The sequence below is a fragment of the Ornithinimicrobium pulveris genome, assembly GCF_050261105.1.
Lineage (GTDB): Bacteria > Actinomycetota > Actinomycetes > Actinomycetales > Dermatophilaceae > Ornithinicoccus.
In genome coordinates, this window is the sequence record NZ_CP189837.1 from 1,438,780 (window position 1) to 1,460,356 (window position 21,577).

The 21,577-nt window shown below is 69.3% G+C and carries 20 protein-coding genes; 12 read left to right on the forward strand and 8 right to left on the reverse strand.

Annotation, left to right across the window (positions count from 1 at the left end; all coding sequences use genetic code 11):
* Nucleotides 1–76 precede the first annotated feature (76 nt).
* Entirely contained in the window at nucleotides 77–1,339 is a 1,263-nt protein-coding gene (locus ACQBAT_RS06600; protein WP_420745941.1) for an LppP/LprE family lipoprotein, read from the reverse strand.
* Nucleotides 1,340–1,435: 96 nt separating this feature from the next.
* Here ACQBAT_RS06600 and ACQBAT_RS06605 point away from each other — a divergent pair, with 96 nt between their 5' ends.
* Nucleotides 1,436–2,548: a hypothetical protein gene (locus ACQBAT_RS06605; protein ID WP_420745940.1), complete on the forward strand. Its 1,113-nt coding sequence runs from the start codon at nucleotides 1,436–1,438 to the stop codon at nucleotides 2,546–2,548.
* Between the two features lie 39 nt (nucleotides 2,549–2,587).
* Here the strand turns inward: ACQBAT_RS06605 and ACQBAT_RS06610 are convergent, their stop codons facing one another.
* The gene (locus ACQBAT_RS06610) at nucleotides 2,588–3,127 is read right to left on the reverse strand and encodes a hypothetical protein (RefSeq protein ID WP_420745939.1); all 540 of its coding nucleotides are present in this window, start codon (nucleotides 3,125–3,127) and stop codon (nucleotides 2,588–2,590) included.
* Nucleotides 3,128–3,172: 45 nt separating this feature from the next.
* Between ACQBAT_RS06610 and ACQBAT_RS06615 the strand changes: the two genes are divergently transcribed.
* Together ACQBAT_RS06615 and ACQBAT_RS06620 are read left to right on the forward strand one after the other, a co-directional pair.
* Nucleotides 3,173–3,862, forward strand: a complete 690-nt coding sequence (locus tag ACQBAT_RS06615) for a hypothetical protein (protein ID WP_420745938.1) — start codon at nucleotides 3,173–3,175, stop codon at nucleotides 3,860–3,862.
* Nucleotides 3,863–3,874: 12 nt separating this feature from the next.
* Nucleotides 3,875–6,094 carry a xanthine dehydrogenase family protein molybdopterin-binding subunit gene (locus ACQBAT_RS06620; protein ID WP_420745937.1) on the forward strand — a complete coding sequence of 740 codons (2,220 nt, stop codon included), beginning with the start codon at nucleotides 3,875–3,877 and terminating at the stop codon, nucleotides 6,092–6,094.
* Between the two features lie 67 nt (nucleotides 6,095–6,161).
* On the opposite strand, the gene ACQBAT_RS06625 is transcribed toward ACQBAT_RS06620, so the two are convergent.
* Together ACQBAT_RS06625 and ACQBAT_RS06630 are read right to left on the reverse strand one after the other, a co-directional pair.
* A complete protein-coding gene (locus ACQBAT_RS06625; RefSeq protein ID WP_420745936.1) occupies nucleotides 6,162–7,187 on the reverse strand; it encodes an FAD binding domain-containing protein in 1,026 nt (341 codons plus the stop codon).
* A complete protein-coding gene (locus ACQBAT_RS06630) occupies nucleotides 7,184–7,762 on the reverse strand; it encodes a 2Fe-2S iron-sulfur cluster-binding protein (protein ID WP_420745935.1) in 579 nt (192 codons plus the stop codon). The genes ACQBAT_RS06625 and ACQBAT_RS06630 overlap by 4 nt, the downstream gene beginning before the upstream one ends.
* A 151-nt stretch (nucleotides 7,763–7,913) precedes the next feature.
* Between ACQBAT_RS06630 and ACQBAT_RS06635 the strand changes: the two genes are divergently transcribed.
* Together ACQBAT_RS06635 and ACQBAT_RS06640 are read left to right on the forward strand one after the other, a co-directional pair.
* A complete protein-coding gene (locus ACQBAT_RS06635) occupies nucleotides 7,914–8,345 on the forward strand; it encodes a DUF1801 domain-containing protein (RefSeq protein ID WP_420745934.1) in 432 nt (143 codons plus the stop codon).
* A 116-nt stretch (nucleotides 8,346–8,461) separates the two neighbouring features.
* Nucleotides 8,462–9,169, forward strand: coding sequence for a maleylpyruvate isomerase family mycothiol-dependent enzyme (locus ACQBAT_RS06640; RefSeq protein WP_420745933.1), 708 nt, complete (start codon nucleotides 8,462–8,464; stop codon nucleotides 9,167–9,169).
* Nucleotides 9,170–9,184: 15 nt separating this feature from the next.
* Here ACQBAT_RS06640 and mraY read toward each other — a convergent pair whose 3' ends face one another.
* Nucleotides 9,185–10,297, reverse strand: coding sequence for a phospho-N-acetylmuramoyl-pentapeptide-transferase (gene mraY / locus ACQBAT_RS06645; protein WP_420745932.1), 1,113 nt, complete (start codon nucleotides 10,295–10,297; stop codon nucleotides 9,185–9,187).
* 134 nt (nucleotides 10,298–10,431) lie between these two features.
* Here mraY and ACQBAT_RS06650 point away from each other — a divergent pair, with 134 nt between their 5' ends.
* Nucleotides 10,432–11,793, forward strand: coding sequence for a DUF222 domain-containing protein (locus ACQBAT_RS06650; protein WP_420745931.1), 1,362 nt, complete (start codon nucleotides 10,432–10,434; stop codon nucleotides 11,791–11,793).
* A 126-nt stretch (nucleotides 11,794–11,919) separates the two neighbouring features.
* Complete coding sequence (gene ddaH, locus ACQBAT_RS06655) at nucleotides 11,920–12,702, forward strand: dimethylargininase (protein WP_420745930.1); 783 nt, start codon at nucleotides 11,920–11,922, stop codon at nucleotides 12,700–12,702.
* Between the two features lie 44 nt (nucleotides 12,703–12,746).
* Here ddaH and ACQBAT_RS06660 read toward each other — a convergent pair whose 3' ends face one another.
* A complete protein-coding gene (locus tag ACQBAT_RS06660; RefSeq protein WP_420745929.1) occupies nucleotides 12,747–13,151 on the reverse strand; it encodes a secondary thiamine-phosphate synthase enzyme YjbQ in 405 nt (134 codons plus the stop codon).
* A 218-nt stretch (nucleotides 13,152–13,369) separates the two neighbouring features.
* On the opposite strand from ACQBAT_RS06660, the gene ACQBAT_RS06665 reads away from it, so the two are divergent.
* Both ACQBAT_RS06665 and ACQBAT_RS06670 read left to right on the forward strand, forming a co-directional pair.
* Nucleotides 13,370–13,768 (forward strand): hypothetical protein, encoded by a 399-nt coding sequence (locus ACQBAT_RS06665; RefSeq protein ID WP_420745928.1) that lies wholly within the window; start codon nucleotides 13,370–13,372, stop codon nucleotides 13,766–13,768.
* Nucleotides 13,769–13,846: 78 nt separating this feature from the next.
* Nucleotides 13,847–15,127, forward strand: a complete 1,281-nt coding sequence (locus ACQBAT_RS06670) for a hypothetical protein (RefSeq protein ID WP_420745927.1) — start codon at nucleotides 13,847–13,849, stop codon at nucleotides 15,125–15,127.
* Nucleotides 15,128–15,332: 205 nt separating this feature from the next.
* Here ACQBAT_RS06670 and ACQBAT_RS06675 read toward each other — a convergent pair whose 3' ends face one another.
* Entirely contained in the window at nucleotides 15,333–18,347 is a 3,015-nt protein-coding gene (locus ACQBAT_RS06675) for a S8 family peptidase (protein ID WP_420745926.1), read from the reverse strand.
* 172 nt (nucleotides 18,348–18,519) lie between these two features.
* Here ACQBAT_RS06675 and ACQBAT_RS06680 point away from each other — a divergent pair, with 172 nt between their 5' ends.
* Genes ACQBAT_RS06680 through ACQBAT_RS06690 form a run of 3 tightly spaced genes read left to right on the forward strand, consistent with a single transcriptional unit; the run spans nucleotide 18,520 to nucleotide 21,083 of the window.
* The gene (locus tag ACQBAT_RS06680) at nucleotides 18,520–19,518 is read left to right on the forward strand and encodes a LuxR family transcriptional regulator (protein WP_420745925.1); all 999 of its coding nucleotides are present in this window, start codon (nucleotides 18,520–18,522) and stop codon (nucleotides 19,516–19,518) included.
* A gap of 42 nt (nucleotides 19,519–19,560) precedes the next feature.
* Nucleotides 19,561–19,962, forward strand: a complete 402-nt coding sequence (locus ACQBAT_RS06685) for a PadR family transcriptional regulator (RefSeq protein WP_420745924.1) — start codon at nucleotides 19,561–19,563, stop codon at nucleotides 19,960–19,962.
* The gene (locus tag ACQBAT_RS06690) at nucleotides 19,959–21,083 is read left to right on the forward strand and encodes a hypothetical protein (protein ID WP_420745923.1); all 1,125 of its coding nucleotides are present in this window, start codon (nucleotides 19,959–19,961) and stop codon (nucleotides 21,081–21,083) included. The genes ACQBAT_RS06685 and ACQBAT_RS06690 overlap by 4 nt, the downstream gene beginning before the upstream one ends.
* Here the strand turns inward: ACQBAT_RS06690 and ACQBAT_RS06695 are convergent.
* On the reverse strand, nucleotides 21,042–21,503 hold the full coding sequence (locus ACQBAT_RS06695; RefSeq protein ID WP_420745922.1) for a PPOX class F420-dependent oxidoreductase: 462 nt from the start codon (nucleotides 21,501–21,503) through the stop codon (nucleotides 21,042–21,044). The two genes, ACQBAT_RS06690 and ACQBAT_RS06695, sit on opposite strands and share 42 nt — an antisense overlap.
* Between the last annotated feature and the right edge of the window lie 74 nt (nucleotides 21,504–21,577).

Here is a 21,577-nt window from a genome sequence, read left to right on the forward strand (position 1 = left end):
GTGGTGCGTCTCATCCTTCCGGTGGAGGGACGGGGCAGTCAGTGTGCCCCGTCTTGTGCCCCGTCTGACACCTCCGTCAAAACGGCCAGAAACCCTCCCGGTTGAAGAAGGCGCCGTGGCCGGTGGTGGTGTTCCAGCAGGTGAAGCCAGCCTCTTGCGACGCGCACGCGAAAGCGCCGCTGTAGACAACGCTGCCATAGGGGATCACCTGGGCGTTGGTGTGCAGGAAGTACGCCGGGTCTCCCTTCGGCAGCAGGCTCGGCTCGGCGCCCGAGGTGAGATCGATCCACCACAGGGGGTCGCCGTGCGGACCGGGGAAGGTCTGGTTGTGCAGCCAGGACACAACTCCGCACCCGGCGGAGTGCTGACCCAGGTCGCAGCCGATGTTGCCGCTAGGGGAGATGATGACGGCCACGCCGTCGGCGAAGGTGGTGGCGGGGATCGCCCCGGCCGGCAGCGCACCGCCGCCGCCGGCGTAGGCACCCGGGACCGGTGGCGTCCCCGCGCCGGACCCTCCACCAGCTGACCCGCCTCCAGCTGACCCGCCACCGCCTGAGTCGGGTGCGGTGCCGCCAGCGTCAGAACCGTCACCACCAGCGCTGTCCTCATAGCCATCGGTCTTCCCTGGCGGCAGATCGCCGGTCCGCACGATCGCCTCCTCGTCGGCGTCCCAGGTGAAGACCGAGCGCGCGCGTCCACTCTGCGTGGCCGCCGAGGTGTCGGTGTCCTTGAAGTAGTGGTACGTGATCGCGATCTGGTCATCGGCCAGCCGCTCGACCTCGTGCCCGGACGAGACGGGGGCTCGCGTCGCTGGTCGCGCGAACTCGCCGCGGTGAAAGAGCATGATCGCTGTCGGTGAGGAGCCGGTCGGGTTGACCAGGTTCAGGTTGATCCAGGACAGGTCGGCGCAGGCGTCGTAGTCGTCCGTCTCCGCGTTGTCCGTGCCCCAGGCCTCGAACGCCTCGCGGTCCTGCGGGTCCGTCTCGGGGAAGGCGGGCGGGACGTCGGCGATCCACCGTTCCACCGCGTCCTGGGCGCTGAGCTCGCCGCACTCCTCGCCTGTCGCGCCAGCTCCTCTGCCGCTCTCGCCGGCCGCGGTGCTGCCCTCGCTGTCGTTCTCCGCAGCATCGGTGCTCGCAGCCTCATCCTCAGCTCCGTCACCTGGCGCGCTGGTCGCCGTCACCTCCCCGTCATCGGCGGCTGGTGGCTCGTGCGTCTGCGTCGGTCCGTCCGGGGTGGCGGTCGACGGTGCGGCATCGGGAGAGCCGCCGCAGGCGGCGATCAAGGAGGCGGCGAGGCAGGCTGCGAGGAGCGTGCGCGCGGGGGTGGGAAACGACATACGGGAACGCTAGAGTCGAGAAGACGGCCGGACAGGGGTCTGTGGGCGCCCTCGGGCAAACCCGGACAACCCCGGACGGCCGCCTGGAGCAGCGCCGTGGCTGAGCAGGAGGCAGGGATGGGTCAGGACAGGTCCGGAGGCGACGTGGCCCCGCACGGGAGCGAGACGTTCGAGGCGATCTCCGCCGACCTGCGGGGACTGCGCACCGAGGCCGGGCTGCCGTCGTTCAGCCAGATCGCGCGCTCGATCGGGGACGCGCGGCAGGCGCGCGGAGTCCGACCCGAGGCGGCGAGGCCGGCGCGATCCACGGTCTACGACCTCTTCCGCGACGGCCGTCGCCGGATGGACGCCGAACTGGTGGGCGAGGTCGTCGTGGCGCTGGGCGGCAGCGAGGAGGAGGCTCGGGCGTGGCGCTCGCGGTGCCACGCGGCCGCGGCCGGGCTGGCGCATCAGCGCCGCTCCCCGGTCACGCTGCCGGTCGAGGTGGTCGAGACGGGGGTGGGTGCGGGGGTGGACTCCAGCGCGCTGAGCCTCGCGAGGGCGGGTGTCGAGGCGACGACCGAGCCGGCGTCGATGCCGGTGAAGCCAACCCCGGTGGAGCCAACCCCGGTGGAGCCAACCCCGTCCGTCCAACCGACTGGCACGGGACGAGTGTGGTCACCGCAGCTGCTGCTGGGCGCCGTCCTCGCGGGCATCACGCTCAACCTGATCGGCCGCTGGTTGGTCGTCGGCCTGGAGCTCCCGCTGCACCTCGACATGGTCGGCACCGCCCTGGTCGCGGTGGCCGTCGGCCCGTGGACCGCCGTGATCGTCGCCATCCTGTCCTCGGTGCTCGGGGTGGGGGTGAGTGGGGTGGCCTCGGTCTTCTTCGTCCCGGTCGCCGTGGTCGGCGCCCTGCTGTGGGGGTATGGCGTGCACCACCTCGATCTGGGCCGCACCCTGCCGAGGTTCTTCGGTCTGACGGCGGCGACCGCGCTGGCCTGCACGCTGGTCGCCTGGCCGATCCTGGTGCTCGGCGGCTGGGGTGGCCACGCGGGCGAAGGCACGGTCGAGCGGATGCTCGGGATGATCGATCACCCGATGGTGGCGATGCTGCTGACGAGCCTGCTGCTCTCGCTCGCGGACAAGTTCATCGCGGCCTTCTGCGCGCTCGCGGTGGTGGAGGCGATGGCCGATCGACCAGGGCGGACGCAACTGCATCCGGCGTGAGGCCTTGGCCTGCGGCGCTCAGTGGTGAGCCACCGGCGCTCAGCCGCCGAAGAGTCGACCCCAGAAGCCCTTCTTGGCCGGCTCGTCCCGAGGAAGCTCATCGAGCACCTGGAAAGTAGCCCAGAGAATCTTGTCGGACAGCAGTTCCACACCGGTGAGGGAGGCGAAGAGGCGCAGGCAGGTGTCCTCGTCCAGCCGCGTCGTCTCGGCTTCCTGAGGGATCGGGTCCCCCTCGTCCACGGGAATGTCGTCGACGCTGCGGACCAGATGACGGATCGTTGTGGGGCTACCGTCAGCGGCGCGCTCGCCGACGGCCAGCGAGTAGACGTCGGAGGTGCTGGCGAAGAGGATCTCCACCACGCGGGAGCTCACGGCGAGCCCGCTCGTGTGGATGTCCTGCGCCACCACCAGATAGCTGTCCAGCAGGAGCACGTCCGGTCCGAGCTGTAGGGCGCTCACCTGACCACCGGAGAGCGCGTCGTCCCCGGTGATGGTCTGGCCCGTCGCAGCCAGGCCGAGCGCGCGCAGGTCGTCGATGGTGGTGTCGCGCAGGTGGACTGCCTGAGTGTTGATCCCCATGGGCTGGATCCTGCCACGGATAGGGTTGTCGGCGGAGGTGGAGACATGGTGCGACGCGTGGTCGCGTGGCTGCGTCGCGCTGGCGGCGCGGCGGACCAGGGGCGCGTCGAGAAGCCCCATACGCAGCGTTCCAGCCGTCATCAGCAGGCGGTGCAGCGCGCCCGGCAGGCACTCGAGGAGGCGCAGAGCGCTCACGATGCCCGGTTGCGCGAGGCGGAAGCGGCGGTGGCAGAGGCGAAGGATGGGCCGACGGTGATGTCCTTCATGGGTGCGCGGCTGAGTTCCTTGACCCTTGAGTTCCTGGGTCGCACCTATCCCTTGAGTGATCAAACCCGCTTCGGCCTGACCCGGACAGGATCGATAGAGCGCTACGAGCTCCCCTACTTGGGAGAGAGGGAGCATGATCGCCGGGGCGGAATCCTCACCGTCCGAGACCCTGACTGGGAGGTGACGCTGTTTCCCGCGGGGGATGCGGTGGAGCGAGGCGAGAAGTTCGTGCTGATGGGGCGGGTGGCGGTCGAGGGGATCGACATGGCGCCTGCCGAGCAGGAGAACCGGATCGCGCGAGCAGAGAATCTGCTCGAGCAGGCCAGACTCGACACGCGGGAGCTGGATCTGGCCCGGATGACCTACGAGGACCTCACCGGCGCCGGTCCCCACCGCAGCGACCTACCCGATGCCCCGGACGTTCCCCATGCCCCCGACGTTCCCCATGCGCCGCCGCCCCAGTCCTGAGACGCTGGGCGGGTGACCATCACGCGCCCTGACCGCCCTGTCGAGACCGAGGAGCCCGAGACGCAGGAGCCCGAGACCCAGGAGCCCGACACCGAGGGACTGGAAACCGACGAGCGCCAGCACCTCGGCCCCGACGCTTTGCGCCCCGGCCGTACGCCCAGCGTCGGCACGGCCCTTCCGCGCGTCGAGGGCCCGCTCAAGGTGACGGGGACTGCGCCCTACGCCTACGAGCACGCCGTGGACAACCCCTGCTACCTCTGGCCGGTGCTGTCCACCATCGCCCGCGGCCAGATCAGCCACATCGACGAGACAGCAGCTCGCGCGGTCCCCGGAGTGCTGCACGTGCTCAGCCACGAGGACGCGCCCAGCCTGCGGGTCAAGACCGACCCGCGACTGTGGATCCTGCAGAACCCCAAGGTCCACTACCACGGCCAGATCGTCGCCGGCGTGGTCGCCGAGACCCCCGAATCGGCCCGGGAGGCCGCCGAACTGCTCCAGATCACGTATGACGCAGACGTCGCCGAGGTCGAGTTCGACCCGGACGACCCCGACGCGGTCAGCCCCCGCATCGTGATGATGCGACCCGGCACCGAGACCAAGGGGGACGTCGAGCAGGGGTGGTCGGAATCGACATACAGACTGGCGGAGACCTATGCCCATCCCGACCAGTTCCACGCCCAGCTCGAGCCGCACGCCGTCATCGCGACCTGGCACGACGTCACCCGGCTGGACCCGCGCGCGACCCGGCTGACCCTGCACGACAGCAACCAGGGGCCGCTGATCCACCGGCCGATGCTCGCCCCGCTCCTCGGGTTGCTGCCGCACCAGCTCGAGCTCATCTCGCCCTATGTGGGCGGCGGCTTCGGCGGCAAGGCGATGCCGCACCCGCACCTGGTGCTCGCCGCGATGGCGGCCAAGGTGATCGGCCCGCGCCCGGTGAAGCTCGCGCTGACCCGACAGCAGATGTTCAGCACCGTCGGGCACCGCGCCGGCAGCAGCCAGAAGATCCGGCTCGGCAGCGACCACAACGGCCGACTGACGATGATCGAGCACGTCTCCACGCAGGCCGGGGCGCGGCTGAAGCGCAATGTCGACCAGTCCGCGGTCGCGACCCGGGTCATGTACGCGACCCCGAACCGCCACACCGAGCACCGCGTCGTCGACCTCGACGTGCCGCCGAGCACCTGGATGCGGGCGCCCGGCGACTTCAGCGGGATGTTCGCGCTGGAGACGGCGATGGACGAGCTCGCGCACCGGGTCGGGATCGATCCGATCGAGCTGCGCCTGCGCAACGAGCCGGACGTGGACCCCGAGAGCGGCAAACCGTTCAGCACGCGCGGTCTCGTCCCGTGCCTGCAGCGTGGTGCCGAGCGCTTCGGGTGGGAGACGCGGCAGGCGCCGGGGCAGCGGCGTGAGGGGGAGTGGCTGGTCGGCCTCGGGGTGGCGGCGACGACGTTCCCCAACACGCACGCGGTCGGCCTGTTCGCCCGGGTGGAGCACGACCGCGGCCGGTATGTCGTCGCTCTCCAAGCCTCCGACATCGGCACCGGGGCGCACACCGTGCTGCGGCAGATCGCGGCGGATGCGCTCGAGGTGCCGGTGGACGTGGTGTCGACGGACATCGGTCGCACCGGGACGCCGATGGCGATGGTCGCGGGCGGCAGCGCGGGGACCTATGAGTGGGGCAATGCGATCGTCGCGGCCTGCGAGAAGCTGCGGCGCAAGCACGGCCCGAACCCGCCCGACGGTGTCTCGGCGACGGCGCAAGGCCGGCCGCCGCGTGGGGCGAGCCGGTTCTCCCGGCACGCCTTCGGGGCGCAGTTCGCCGAGGCTGCGGTGAGCCGGGTGACCGGTGAGGTGCGGGTGCGTCGGATGCTCGGTGTGTATGCCGCCGGGACGATCATCAACCCCCTCACCGCCCGCAGTCAGATGGTGGGTGGGATGACGATGGCGCTCTCGGCCGCGCTGTTCGAGGAGTCCTATCGGGATCCGCGCTTCGGGCAGGTCATCAACCACGACCTGGCCGGTTATCACGTCGCGGCCAACGCCGATGTGGGTGAGCTGGAGGTCGAGTTCCTCGCTGAGCACGACCCGTGGTTCGGGGCCAAGGGCTCCAAGGGCATCGGCGAGATGGCGATGGTCGGGACGCCCGCCGCGATCGGCAACGCGATCTTCAACGCCACCGGGGTGCGGCTGCGGGAGATGCCGTTCACGCCGGACACGCTGATCTGACGCTGGTCACCCCCAACATCGAGGATCTGCAGGGCAGCGGGGCTGAGCTCCTGAATCCGTTCGCCGCCTAGATGTTCTGCCCGCCTAGATCGGGTCGCAATCGGGGGTCGAGCCCGGTGAGCTCAGCGAGCACGGCCACGACGGTGGCGCGAGTCATCGGGATCTTGAAGGCGTTGTCTTCGGTCGTCTCGGCCGCGGCGAGTTCGGCGTCGATCGCCTCGGCGAAGAGTGCCTCGCTCGGAATCTGACCGCGGAGCACCTCCTCGGCTCGGGTGGCACGCCACGGCTTGTGGGCGACACCGCCGAGGGCAAGGCGGATGTCGGTGATGGTCGGGGCACCGCCCAGATCCACCACGGCCGCCACCGAGATGAGCGCGAACGCGTAGGACGCCCGATCGCGCACCTTCCGATAGGTCGAGCGCGCAGACTCCGACGGCGCCGGCAACTCGACCGCGGTGATCAGGTCGCCCCGCTCGAGAACGGTGTCGCGCTGCGGCTCCTCCCCGGGCAGCCGGTGCAGCTCCGTCACCGGGATCCGGCGCTCGCCGCCGGTTCCGAGCACGACCACGGTCGCGTCGAGGGCCGCGAGCGCGACCGCCATGTCAGAGGGAAGGGTGGCGATGCAGGACTCCGACGCCCCGAGGATCGCGTGATAGCGCGTATACCCACCAATCGCCGAGCACCCGCTGCCCGGCTCCCGCTTGTTGCACGGGGTGCTCACGTCCTGGAAGTAGACACATCGCGTGCGCTGCAACAGATTTCCGCCGGTGGTCGCCACGTTGCGCAGCTGCCCCGACGCCCCAGCGAGCAGCGCCCGCGACAGCGCCGGGTAGTCCCGCCTGATCCGCGGGTGCGCGGCCAGGTCGCTATTGCGGACCATCGCGCCGATCCGCACCCCGCCGTCCTCGAGATCCTCGACCTGGGTCAGCTCGAGTCGGCTGATGTCGACCAGGGTCCCGGGAGCGGTGATGCCCAGCTTCAGGTGGTCGACCAGGTTGGTCCCCCCGGCCAGGTATGCCGCATCCTCCCCCTCCGAGACCGCCGCCACCGCGTCCTCGGGTCGGGTCACGCGTTCATATCTGAACTGCTTCATCGCTGCCTCCCCTCATCCGGATGCAGAGGTCCGCTGGCCCCCGCATCGTGGCGTCCCGCTGCCCCGACATCCGAGGTCGCCGCATCCCGGATGGCGGCCACGATGTTGACGTAGGCCCCGCAGCGACACAGGTTGCCGCTCATGCGCTCCCGGATCTCCTCGTCGGTGAGTTCGGCCGGAGCGTCCAGATCCGGGGTGACCACGCTTGGTGCACCCGAGGCGAACTCACGCAACATACCGGCGGCGGAGCAGACCTGGCCGGGCGTGCAATAGCCGCACTGGAAGGCATCCCGCTCGACGAACGCCCGCTGGAGGTCCGAGAGTTCGCTGCCTGGCGCCATACCGTCCGCGGTCACGACCTCGGCGCCGTCGTGGGAGAGGGGGAGCGCGAGGCAGGAGTTGATCCGCCGCCCGTCGACCAGCACCGTGCACGCCCCGCACTGGCCGTGGTCGCAGCCCTTCTTGGCCGACATGATCCCCAGGCGGTCGCGGAGCAGGTCGAGCAGAGTCGTGCGCGGATCCACGGTCAGCGAGTGCTCCTGACCGTCCACGACAAGGGAGAGCGGGTAGGTCATGTGGCTCCTTGGACGGAACGGATGGTCCAGTCGCCAACCTACGCGGGAGCCGGTCGACGTGCGCGTCGGCGCAGGTTCAGCGGGCCGCGGGCGAGGCCATGACTCTTGTCGTGGCCCCACACCTCCTCGACATGGGTGCGAACATGGCCTCGTGAGCGATCGAAAGACCAAGCCCTCCAGCGACAGCGTGGATGAGTTCCTGGCGGGGGTCGAGAATCCGCGGCGCCGGGCGGACGCGGAGGAGATGACCGAGCTGATCGAGCAGATCACCGGTCACCAGCCGGTGCTGTGGGGGACGATGATCGGCTTCGGGCAGCAGGCCTACACGACGGCGGACGGCAAGTCGCACGACTGGTTCGTCATCGGTCTGGCGCCACGGAAGGCAGCGCTCACGCTGTACGGGCTGACCTACTACGGCTCCAACGGCGACCTGCTCGAGCGCCTCGGCCCGCACACGACAGGCAAGGGCTGCCTCTACCTCAAGCGGCTCGACGGGGTCGACATGGACGTCCTGCGCGAGCTGATCCAGCGCAACTGGGACGAAGCGAGCGACCCGACGTCACCGGCCGCGAGCGACCGATGAGCCCGCGCGCAGTTTTTCTGGATGGTGACCGATGAGTTCTGCTCCGTATGGGAGTCGGTAGGGATGGCCGGGAAGCACAGGGCCATCAACCCGAGGCGCGAGAAGCGAGGAGCAGGATGAACAGGGCGACCAAGCACGAGGACCTGTGGCCGCTGATCCACGCCGCCCGCGCAGAGCTCGCCGATGACCTGCGCGGACTGAGCGAGGAGGAGTGGCGCTCGCCGACGCTGTGTGGGCAGTGGGATGTCGAGCACGTCGTCGCCCACCTCACGGCGGCCGCGTCGGTCGGTCGCTGGGCGTGGATCCGGAGCATGGTGGCCGCGAGGTTCGATCCGGCTGTGCACAACGCGCGGCGTCTGGGTGAGCACCTCGGCCAGATGCCGGCGCAGACCCTGGCCAACTTCGAGCGGGTCATCACCTCGACGGTGGCGCCGACCGGCGATCTGCCTGCCTATCTCGGCGAGGTGCTCGTCCACTCCCAGGACATCCGACGTCCGCTCGGTCTTGAGCGCTCGGCCAGCGTGCAGGACTGGACCACGGTCGCCGAGTTCTACGCCGCGAAGGACTTCGCGGTCAACAGCCGGAGCCTCGCCACGGGGCTTCGGTTCACCGCCACGGACGGGCGGTTCGCGGCTAACAGCGAGGGCGAGCGTGGAGTGTCCGAAGGGTCAGGCTCGGCAGGTGCCTCGACGCCCGAGGTCACCGGCCCGACCGAGGCGATCGTGATGGTCCTGGCTGGGCGCACGGCATACCTGGACGCGTTGTCGGGCACAGGAGTGGCGGAGCTGCGACGACGACTCGAGAGTGCGAACGCGGCGCAGTAGGGCGGGACAGGCGACCTAGAGGTTGGCGACCCACTCGCCGTAGAAGAGCGCGAGGCCGGCGGCGACGCAGATGCCGGCGATGATCCAGAAGCGCGCCACGATGGTGACCTCAGCCCAGCCGAGCAGTTCGAAATGGTGGTGCAGCGGGGCCATCCGGAAGACGCGTTTGCCGGTGAGCTTGAAGCTGATCACCTGGATGATCACCGACATCGTGACGATGACGAACAGCCCGCCGAGGACCACCAGGAGGAGCTGGGTGTGGGTGAGAATCGCCATACCGGCCAGGGCTGCGCCCAGGGAGAGCGAGCCGGTGTCACCCATGATGATCTTGGCCGGGGACGCGTTCCACCAGAGGAAGCCGAAGCAGGCGCCGGCGATCGCGGCGGCGACCACGGACAGGTCGAGGGCGTCGGGGATGTTGTAGCAGTTGGGGCCGGGGATGCTGCGGCAGTTCTGGTTGTACTGCCACATGGCGATGACGGTGTAGGCGCCGAAGACCATCACCGAGGCGCCGGTGGCCAGCCCGTCCAGGCCGTCGGTGATGTTGACGCCGTTAGAGGCGCCCGTGATCAGGATGTTGGACCAGATCAGGAAGAGGATGACCGCGACCACGGGACCGGCGAAGGCGAGGTCGAGCGGGGTGTCGCGGACGAAGGAGATCGCGGTCGAGGCGGGGGAACGACCGCTGTCGTCGGTGACGAGGAGGGCGGCGAGGGCGAAGATCACGGTGATCGCGGTCTGGCCGAGGAGTTTCTGGCCGGACGTGAGCCCGAGGCTGCGCTCCTTGCGGATCTTGGTGTAGTCGTCGAGGAAGCCGACCACGCCCAGGCCCGTCAGCAGGAAGAGGACGAGGAGCGCGCTCAGCGAGATCCGGCTGTGGGTGACCTCGAAGGCGCCGGTGAGGCTGAGGATGCCGAGGATGGCGTGGGAGCCGAAATAGCCCAGGATTGCGGCGCCGATGATGACGGCGCCGCCCATGGTGGGCTTGCCGCGCTTGACATGGTGGTGGGTGAGGTCGTCGCGGATGAACTGGCCGTAGCTGTGCCGGACGAGATACCTGATGAACAGCGGGGTGCACAGGAGCGCCACGGCCATCGCGATGCCGGCGGCCAGCATGACGTTGACCATCGGATCTCCTGGGGGTCGGGGCGCGGGCGTCGCCTGACCACGGTAGTGGATGGCGGATGAGAGCGTCGTGAGGCTGATCGGGGTGTTTGTGCAGGTCAGAGGGTTTGTCGGTGGTGTGTCGTACATTTGTCCGTATGAAGCAGCAGGGGTTTGGTGGTGAGGTTCTCCGGATGGCCGCGGGCGCGGTCACCGGGGCGCCTGACCGTGCTGGGGCTGCGGTGGGGTTGCCGGCGAGTTCGCCGCCGTCGGTGGTGTTGTCCAGGGCGTTGCGGGAGTCGGGGCGGGAGGCGTTGTTGGCCGAGCGTGCTTCGGCCGGGTCGGTGTTGTTGATGGACGCTGATGTGGTCGAGGCGTTGGACTCGGTGGCGGTCGCGGAGCGGGCGTTGGTCACGGCGCGGGTGCGGTTGGCGTGCGAGGTCGCCGAGCGGGGTCTGCACGTGGTGAAGGGGTTCGGGCTTGTTGACTGGTTGAGCTTGCGGTGCCCGGACCTGGAGGCCTCTGGGGTGCGTGATCTGGCCAGGTTGGCGACGGCCTGCACCGAGGCGGTGCACGCCCCGGTGCTGGAGGGGGTGCTGGATGAGGGGATGTCGGTGGCGCGGGCGGCCAAGATCTTGCGGGTTGTGTCGCGGGTGAGGTCGGCGCTGTCGCCGGAGCAGTACGCCGCCCTGGTCGAGGCGTTGGCGGGGGTGGGTGCGGACCCGGCCAAGGATGACAAGGCGATGAAGAACGAGCTGGATGAGGTGCTGCGGCGGTGCATCTCGGAGAAGGACCAGGACGAGGCGAACAAGGCTCGTCGTGGCTTGCGGAATGTGCACGAGTCGTCGTTGGCGGATGGTTCGGTGAAGCGGTTGATCTGGACGTTCGGGGATGATGCGGACTATGAGGCGGTCCGGGCGATCCTGAACTCGCCTCTTGCTGCTCCGGCCTCGAAGGAAGAGGTTGAGGCGACCGGGCAGGAGGATCTGCGCACGGCGGGGCAGCGTCGTTATGACGCGTTGATGATGGTGATCGGGCGGGGGGTGGCGGGCAGCAAGGGGCAGCCGTCCACGCCGAAGGCGATGGTGATGGTCTCGATCGACTTCGAGGTCCTCAAGCGGATGCTGTCCGAGACCGGGGAGGATGAGCCGGGGTGCGGGGCGACGTTGGATGGGGCGTCGGTGAGCGCGGACTCGATCCGACGGCTGGCCTGTGATGCGGGGATCTTGCCGGTGGTGTTGGGTACGCAGGGTCAGATCCTGGACATGGGGGATGAGAAGCGTTTGGCGACCTATGGTCAGCGGGTCGCGTTGGCGAAGCGGGATGGTGGCTGCTCGATCCCGGGGTGCACGATCCCGGCGAGTTGGTGCGATGCCCATCACGTGATCTGGTGGTCCCGCGGCGGGCTGTCGGACCTGGACAACTACGCGCTGTTGTGCCCCAGGCATCACACCTGGGTCCATGACAACGAGCTCACCGCGACCGTCACCACTTTCGGCGTGACCTGGCACCTGAAATGACCCCGCCTCGACCCGGCCCCACCTGGGCCGGGCCACAGGCATGCCTTCGGGGCTAGATTCGCGGGCATGGGAGTCGAGGGCGCGAGAGTCGCGGGCACGGGAGTCGAGAGTATGAAGTTCGGGGCTGTGAGTGATCGTCAGTTGGCCTTGGTCCGTCGCCCCGGTCCATTGCTGGCCGACGGGCTCGTTACCCACCTCGAGCGACACCCGATCGATCTCGACCTGGCGTTGCGGCAGTGGGAGGGATACGTGGACGCGCTGGCCCGCGCCGGGTGGCAGACGATCGAGGTCGAGCCAGCGCCGGACTGCCCGGATGCGGTCTTCGTCGAGGACGCCGTCGTGGTCTATGGCGACCTCGCAGTGCTGACCCGGCCTGGGGCACCCTCGCGTCGGCCGGAAATCCCGGGCGTCGAGAACGCGGTCCGTGCGGCGGGCTATAGGATCGCCCACATCGAAGGGCCCGGGACCCTGGATGGCGGTGACGTCCTCAAGTGGGGCGGCAGCGTGTGGGTCGGTCAGGGCGGGAGGACGAATGCCGCGGGGCTGCGCCAACTGGCGGAGCACCTGGAACCGCTTGGAGCCCGGGTGATCGGCGTGCCGGTTGCTCAGGTCTTGCACCTGAAGAGCGCCGTGACCGCCCTGCCCGACGGGACGGTCGTCGGATATCCACCTCTCGTGGACGACACCCGTGTGTGGCAAGACTTCCTGCCGGTGCCGGAGGAGAGCGGTGCGCATGTCGTGCTGCTGGGCGGCAACCGACTGCTGATGGCAGCAGACGCTCCGGCATCCGCTGAGATCTTCCGCGAGAGAGGCTACGAGGTGACCGAGGCCGACATCAGCGAGTTCATCAAGCTCGAGGGCTGCGTGACCTGCCTGTCCGTGCGGCTGCGGGGAGCACCCGTCGAGTGATTCCCGAAGGTCAGGAGTCAGCAAGGCACTCTCGCGATGTGACTTCAGCCGCCGAGGAAGTCCAGCCGCACCGTCCGGTCCGCGTTGTCGACGTTGAGGTCGACGAGGCAGATGCTCTGCCAGGTGCCGAGCGCCAATCGACCACCGTCGACGGGGATCGTCGCGTACGGCGGGAGCAGCGCCGGCATCACGTGCGATCGGCCGTGGCCAGGCGACCCGTGGGCATGACGCCAGCGGTCGTCCGCGGGCAGCAGATCCCCGAGGGCCGCCAACAGGTCGTCGTCCGAGCCCGCTCCGGTCTCGATGATCGCGATCCCCGCAGTCGCGTGCGGGACGAAGACATGCAGCAGGCCATCGCCGAGGTCGCGCACGAACTCGGCGCAGTCCTGGGTGAGGTCGAGGACGACCTCGTCGGAGCCGGTACGGATGGACAGTGTCGTGGTGCGCACGCTTCTATCCTCGACAACCGGTCAGCGTTCCGCACGTTGAGTGGGATGCAGTCGCATCGAGGTGCATTCACGGGCATCCAGGGGAATCTAGAGGCATCGAGAAGTACGAGTCCGGCCTGGTGCTGGGATACGATGGCGCGATGGGTGGGAGGAAACGCGGCGCACTGATGGCGGGCTTGGCGGCCGGAGTCGGGGCCTTGGTGGCGGGATGTGGGCCGGTGAACGCCGGATCCGCTGCGGCCGAAGAGTTCGACGAGCACTTCGAGGAGCGCTTCGGTGAGCATGTCCGCTCCGCCCAGGGAGGTGCGCACAATCTGCTGCCGTTCGGTGTGGAGCAGTTGTCGGAGGTGTCCGCGCGGGAGCAGGATGCCCGCCGGGTGGACATCACGCTGACGCCCCACGGCCACTACGAGGCTGTGCTGCCCGTTCTCGGCGAGATCCTGCCTCGCAACCAGCGGGTCACCATCGAGACGCCAGACTCGCAACCCACTGTGCACATCAAGGCGAGCCGCACCCTGCGAGCCAGCGATATCAACGACCAGGAACTCGGCCGCCGGGAGATCCGGAGAATCGTCGACGTGTGGAACGGCGACGCCGAGCCACAGGCGGAAAGGTAGACCGTGCGAAGGCGACAGGCAGCACGCCGCCCGGGGAGTGACCGCATCACGTCGAAGAAGCGCAAGGTCGTACTGCCGTTGGTCGTTGCCTCCGCCAGCGTGCTCATGGCTGGATGCCTCACGGTTGGCGCGGATGCGGGCGAAGCGTTCGAGGAGCACATGCAGGGGCGGTTCGGTAGCGACCTTCAGTCGGTGTCGGGTCGCGGGAGCAACTCCACCCCCTTCGAGGGTGAGTTGTGGGGATCTTTGCAACTCAAGCCCGAGACCACACCAGAGGTATTCGACGAGGCGATTAAGGAGGTGGAGTCGTATCGACCGGGTCGACACGTCAAATATGTCGCAGAAGGGGTCTCGGCCAATGGCGTGGCTGTCTGTCTCAAGGACGTCCATCGGGACAGTTACCAGGCGCTGCGTGACTGGCTGCACGAGCGGGACCTGTCCCTGATGGGGTCGTGGCGTTGCGAGTATCCCGATCCGCACACGATCAGGCCCAGGTACCACGGGAGTGTGGCGCAGTTCAGTGCAGACACCGAGCTCGTCCGCCCGTTCTTGGAGGACCATCCAGATCTGCCCATCGTGGCGCAGCTGACGTCTCCGTCCCTGCAACTCAACCGGCAATGGCGCAGCGTCCCGGAGGAACTCGGTGAGGTCGCGCCCCTCGTCCACCGACGCCTTCACCCTGACAGGGTCCGGCTCGTCCAGGATGAGCTGCAGGTGCAGCTTCGCCCGGGCTCGGACCCGGAAGAGGTGAATGCGGTGGAGGAAGAGGTCGCCGATTTCTCGGGAGGTATGTCGGTGACCTTTGAGAGGCTCTCCGAGCCGTGGGAAGAGGTCTCCGAGAGGGTGCGGGAGATCGAGGGCGTCCAGAACGTGTCTCTGCGAGGCAAGGTACTTACGGTCACGGTGGACGACATCGCTACGGCAACTCGGGTGCGGGACCTCATCGTCTCCGCGCCGGATCGATCCACGTCCTGGGCGATCGAGGTTCAGCCCACTGATGGCGCAACGCCAGGTAGGTATGCGTCCCGCGACGATCTCGATGGCGGCTTTGAGGCGTTCGGCGAGCTCCTGCATACCGCTGGCGTCGCCGACGTCATGGTGGAAGAGGTGCACGTGAGGTTGGTCGAGGTGAGGGTGACGGCCGCTGGGCACCACGAAACTGTCCTGCCGTTTCTTGGCGACGTGCTTCCGGAGGGGACGGAGGTCACCATCGCGATCTCGGAGGGGTCGGCCGATCTGCACATCACAGCCCGTCCCACCATCACACCGGAGGACGTCGACGACGCAGAGTTATCTCACGACGAAGTGCTCAGGATCGTCGACGTCTGGAACGGCGACACGGAGCCAGCCGACGGCTAACCGGCCGCCCGCTCCGAGTCGTCTATTCGGCCACTGCCGTCGTGTATTCCGCGACTGCCGTCGTATCGACTCCAGGGAACCAACGACGCCAGAAGGCCCAACGAGGCCAGGGAAACCAACGACAGCAGGCAGAGGCGCCGCCGGGATGATCCCGGCGGCGCCTCCTTTCCTCACCTACCCCTGTCCCCGGTGAGCATCAGCCCGGTCAGCCGATGCGCACCGTGGTCCGGTCCACGACCTCACCGTCGTGGATGAAAGAGACCCGCCCGAAGTACGGGCTCTCCTTGTCGGTCCGCAGCTCACCGCTCCACACCTCGTGCTCGCCGGCGGTGACGGTACGGGAGGGACGGTCGAGCACCAGGTTCTCCTGGTCGCCCTCGCCCATCACGAAGACCCTCAGGTCGAAGGGGATCCGCTCGGCCTCGTACCCCTTGGCGACGACGTGCACCTTCATCCGCCCGGTGCCGATGATCCGGCCCTCGTAGACCTCGTTGCGAGCGGTCGTGCGCGCTGTCACCAGCGGGATGCTGAAGCGCGGCCCGACGACGTAGATGTCCAGGTCGTGGACGCCATCACCCTCGACCTCGATCCGCACGTCCGGGTAGCCGGCCGGATAGTCGAACTCGTAGGTGTAGTTCTGCGGGTCGAGGGCGTTGAAGAAGAGCGTCTGGTGCGCGGTGCCCGAGTCCTGCAGGCCCTTGAACAGACCGGTGACCACCGCGTCGACCTGGCCGTTGACGCCGACCTTCGTCGGGATCTCCAGGCTCTCGGCCTCGATCGGGGCGGTCACCATGCTCGGGGCGTCCAGCACGGCGGGACGCACCACGACCGGTATGCGGACAGTCCGGTTGGCAGGTCCGGTCCAGGTGATCGATCCGGTGCTCCACTCCTTGGCAGCGGCGTCGACATTGCGGACCGTCACCTCCACGTCCTGGCTGCCGCCGCGGCCCGGGCGGATCCGGTCGGGGGAGACGGTGACGTCGAGTCCTTCTAGGCCTTCAACCGTGGCGTGCCAGTTGCCCGCTGCGCCCGAGACATCGGTGAACGTCCGGGTGACGGTCTGCACGCCATACAGGTCCCCGATCGCGATCGACGGGACGTTCAGGTCCGAGGCATCGATCGGGTTGTCCGAGACCGGCTCGCCGGTGCCGGCCCACACGATGCCCTGGCCGGCGAGGAAGTCCCACCAGTCGTCGGCGCCGGAGTCCAGGACCAGGCCCGGGTCGAGCATCCGGCGCGGCTCGACGAAGCCCGAGCCACCCGCGAACGGGTCGTTGTCGGTGGCGTGGTCACGGGCGGTCGTCATCATCGCCGACTTGATCATCATCGGTGACCAGTCCGGCTTGGCCTGCTTCATCAGCGCGGCCAGACCGGCGATGTGCGGGGAGGACATCGAGGTGCCCGACGAATACATGAAGTCGTGGCCGTCGTAGGTCGGCGAGTAGGCCGCCAGCACGTCGACACCGGGCGCGGACAGGTCCGGCTTCAGCAGGTCGCCACCGGCACCCAGCGACGGGCCGCGCGAGGAGAACCCGGCGACCTCGGGGACCTGGGTGGAGCTGCCCTCGTTGCCGGCCTCGATCTGCGCGGTGGCGCCCTCGGTGCGGGCGTAGTCCAGCAGCGCCGGCCGGTGCTCGTGGCTGAGGTGGACCGAGGGGATCGCGTGCCAGTCGGAGTTCAGTCCACTCGCGTCCACGTTGACCAGCGCCATCCCCAGACCACCGGCGTCGCCGACGACCTGGGACTTCTCGGCCCGGGCGTTCACGCCACGGTCGCAGAGGACGACCTTGCCCTCGACCTTCTCCTCGTCCAGGGTCCCGGGCAGGCACAGCGCGGCGTTGGCCGCGCTGGCCTCGGTCGTGGAGGCATCACCGGCGTAGACGAAGGGGGCCGGCCCCTCCATCGTCTCGGTGATCGAGTTGCCGATGAACCGGCGGCCATCGCCCAGCACCAGGGTGTGCTCGTAGATCGCGTGGGTCGAGGCAGCCACCGTGGTGATCCACGGCGAGGGGTGGTTGGTCGTCGAGACGCGCGGGCCCGAGTTGCCGGACGACGCGGCGACGAAGACGCCGGCCGAGGCGGCGTTGAGGAAGGCGATCTCGATCGGGTCGATGTAGTTGCTCGTGGTGCCCGAGATCGAGTAGTTGATCACGTCCACGCCGTCGGCGACGGCGGCGTTGATCGCCGCCAGGGTGTCCGAGGTCGCACACCCGCCGCCGGTCGCCCCGTCCCAGCAGGCCTTGTATGCCGCAACGTGCGCGCCCGGGGCGACGCCCGAGATCACGCCTTGGTCCTGTCCGTCGATGACGGCGCGGACGCCGTAGTTGCCCGCAGCGGTGCTGGCGGTGTGGGTTCCGTGGCCACCCGCGTCCAGGGGCGAGAGCGACTCGAGCGGGTGCAGGCGGCCGATGCCGTAGCCGGCCACGAAGTAGCGGGCCCCGATCAGCTTGTCGTTGCAGCTGTCGGCGGGGAAGCGCTCCTCGTCATCGGTGACGCACTCACCCGTCCAGCCGACCGGGGGAGCCGGGTGGCCGTCGTCGGCGAAGGAGGGGCTCTCGGGCCGGATGCCGCTGTCGACCACGCCGACCACGACGCCGCGACCGGCAGTCTTCTGCTCGGCCCGCTTGCCGACGATCTGCTCCCAGACGCCCTTCTTGCCGCTCAGGCCGAGGAACTCCGGCGAGCTCACGGTGTCCAGCTCGCGGATCTCGTCGGGGACCACGGCGAGGACGAGCGGGTCGGCGGCCAGCGTCTCCGCCTGCTCCGCGGTCAGCTCGGCGGCGAAGCCGTTGAGGGCGGTGTCGAATCTGGTATGCGGTTCGCCCACCTCCGCGCGCTCGATCACCTCGTCCTGGTCCTCCTGGAGCTTGTCCGCCCACTTGCGCGCGTGCGCGCTGTTCGGGTTGACCTTGCCGCCCTTGCCGGGCTTGGTCGCGGCGTAGCCCGGCTGGTGACCGTCGTAGGAGGCGACCGGCTGCTCCTGCATGATCACGACATACGGGCCATCCTCGAACTCTTCCGGCATCAACTCATCGACCGGCGTCTGGGCGCCAGGCTCAGTGGCGGGGCCCGTCGTGGCGCCGGCGCTGCCGGATTCTGACGAGGCGTCCGTGGACGGGTCCGCCGGGGAGGCGTGGGCGCCCGTGGTCACGCTCGCGCCAGCGAGGGCGACGAGGGTGAGGGCGGACAGGAGGCGGCGACGCCGACCTGGTGCTGACATGGGATGTTCCCTCCGGGGTGTGAGACCGGGGCGGCACCATTGCCGCCCCGGTGACCAGCAGCAAACCAACCCGCGTGTCGGTGGAGCAAGGCTTGTCGATGGCGAAGAATGGACCTGTCGCGGATGCGACAGAGGCGGGAACTTTCAACTACCTGGCGACGAGGAGTGCGCGGTGGAGGCGGACCGGAACGGTCTTGAGGTGCTCGGCCTGAGCGAGGCGGCGGAAACGGCATACCTGGGCCTGCTGCGTGGACACGGCACCCCGGTGACGGAGCAGAGTGGCGGTGACCCGTCGGCTGGTCAGGTGGGTGCCAGCATCTCGGCCGACGTCCGGGACGAGCTCGTCGCTGCCGGACTGGTCACGGAGCGGGCCGGAGCGCTGGACGCCATCTCGCCACGGACGGTGCTGAGCGGTCTGGCGGCGCGGCGTCAGGACGAGGTGATGCGGTTGCTGGCGGCGGCCGAGGAGCTGGCCTCGGAATTCGAGCGGCGACCACGGTCGGGGGCGGCCGAGATAGAAAGTTATGACGACCCCGCGACCATCGTGCGGCTCGGGGCCGAGCTGGTCAACGGAGCGCGGGAGGTGGTGCGCGGGCTGGACCGGGCGCCGTACTTCGCCGACGTCTCGCTGCCCGACTCCGCCCAGCCTCGCGCGCAGGCGCGCGGCGTGACGATGCGGATCATCTACGAGGGGGAGTCGCTGCGCGACGCGGGCGAGCCGCGGCCGGAGTGGGCTGACGGGGTGGCGCCAGGTGAGGAGGCGCGGATCCTGCCTCGGCTCCCGATGAAACTGCTGGTGGCGGATCGGTCGAGGGCGCTGATCGGGTTGCCGACCGGGCCCGGTCGGGGCGAGGGCGTGCTCGTCCACGGGTCGTTGCTGCTTGACTCGTTGATCGCCGTGTTCGACCAGTTGTGGGAGGCCGCGATCCCGCTCGACCCGGGTCTGAGCGACCCGGACCAGTGGGAGGCGGTGCTGGCCGGGGAGGTCGGAGCGGGGGACCGACGACTCCTGGCGCTGCTGGGGATGGGCCTGACCGATGAGGCGATCGGCCGCGATCAGGGCGTGTCCGCGCGGACGGTCCAACGGCGGCTCTCGGTGCTGCAGAAGATCCTCGGGGTGGAGACGCGCTTCCAGCTGGGGGTGCAGGCGGCCCGGCGCGGGTGGTTGTGAGTGTGCTTGACAGGTATCTAGATATGGGCTCTACTTAGATACATGAGCGACGACCCGCGCTGGCCGGCCCCGTGGGTGCGGGCTGCGTTGGACCTGGCGATCCTGGGCAGCCTCATCGACGGGCCGCTGCACGGATATGCCCTCGCGCAGACACTCGGTGAGCGGGGCTTCGGCCGCCTGCGCGGAGGGTCGCTGTATCCGGTCCTGTCGCGCCTCGAGGAGTCCGGGCTGGTGAGCACTACCTGGGTCGAGGGCGAGAGTGGCCCGGGGCGCAAGGACTACGAGCTCACCCCGGACGGCCGCGCCCACCTCAGGGACGCCCTCGCCGACTGGGCCGACCTCACCACCGAGCTCACCACTCCGGTCGGCCTGGCCATCGCGCACAACGCCACGGCCAAGAGCGCCAGTCACCGGCCACGCACCACGGAAAGGGTGTCCCGATGAACGCGCAGCACGCACCCACCCAGCCCGACCCGAAGGCGGGTCGACTGACCCCTGTGCTCACGGCATACGGGACGGCTCGGGGTGACCGAGGCGACCAGCTGTGGGCCGAGCGCGCGCTCGCCACCTTCGTGCTCGAGAACGCTCGCGATGCGGTGATCGAGCGAGAGCTGAGCACGGCGCTGGAGTTGGTGCAGGAATCGGGGGAGAGCGCGCAGGAGTTGTTCGGCCCGGCCGCGGAGTGGGCGCGGGAGCGCCTCGTCTCGCTGGACGACAGCGGGCGACCGACGCTACTCAGCACCGCCGAAGCGAGCTGGCGCGAGGCGCCGCTCATCGGCCTGGTGATGGCGAGCCTGGTCAGCCTGGTCTTCCTGGTGCTGATGCTGCTGGACAGCGGCCTGACCTCGGAGTTCACCTGGGGACTGCTGCTCGCCCCGGGCGTGATCGGGGTGCTGGGGATGCTCACGTATACCGTGTGGCAGCGCACGCTGACCCGGCACCGGCGCGTGGTGGCCGGGCTCGCGACAGGTGTGGCGCTCGTCGTCACGGCGGCGGCGGCCGCCGGGCTGATGGTGGGGACTAGCGAGGCGGTCGTCTTCACTGGGAGCACGTTCTGGCTGGTCGCGGTCGTGGTCGGCTACCTGGTGCTCGCGTGGGCCTCAGCGAAGATGCTGCCAGCGCGGGACGAGGGGCGCGAGGGTGGGCCGGATGCCCTCGGGCTGCCTGACGAGGCGTGGGTGCGCGAACTGGCCGGCACCCTGCGCTTGCGGATGGAGATGCCTGAGCGGCGGATCGACGAGATCGTGCGCGAGGCGCGAGGTCATGCCGCGCAGGCGGGGGTGTCGCTGGCTGAGGAGTTCGGGACGCCGTCGTCCTACGCCTCGCGCTTCCCGCGCGACCGGGCGGCGTCGTCGCGGCGGATGATGTGGTTCCAGCTGCTGCTCGTGCCGCTCGGGGCGGTGGTGGCCTTCGCCGGGCTGTTCGAGACGCCGAGCACCGGGGTGGCGTGGCAGGGGTTGCTGATGATGGCGGTCGGGCTGATCGCGGCGTGGATGGCCAGGCGGGAGTCGGTGACGCGCCGGTCAGGCGAGGCGGGCCGGGAAGCCCCCGGTCGCGACGGGTGACCAGTCCTGCGGGGTGATCCGGAGCAGGGACTTGCCCTGGGTGATCATCGCTTCGCGGTACTCGTCCCAGTCCGGATGCTCGCCGGCGATCGCGCGGTAGTAGTCGACGAGCGGCTCCACCGAGTCCGGCACGTCGAGCACCTCGCAGGTGCCGTCGACCTGGACCCAGGCCCCGGTGAACTCATCGGAGAGCACGACCACGCTGACCTGCGGATCGCGGCGGGCGTTGTGGGTCTTGGCCCGCTCGGGATAGGTGGAGATCACGATGCGGCCCTCGGCGTCCACGCCGCCGGTGACCGGGGAGGCCTGAGGTCGGCCGTCCTTGCGGGCAGTGATGAGCAGCAGCTGATGGCGGGGCCGGATGAAGTCCAGCAGTCCTTCGAGGTCGACGGTGGTCGTGGTCGCGATCGTCCTGGCCATGAGCCCATGGTGCCAACAGGGCGTGGTGCCGGTCGCATTAGAGTCGGTGCGGTGATCGCACGGTGGTGGAAGCG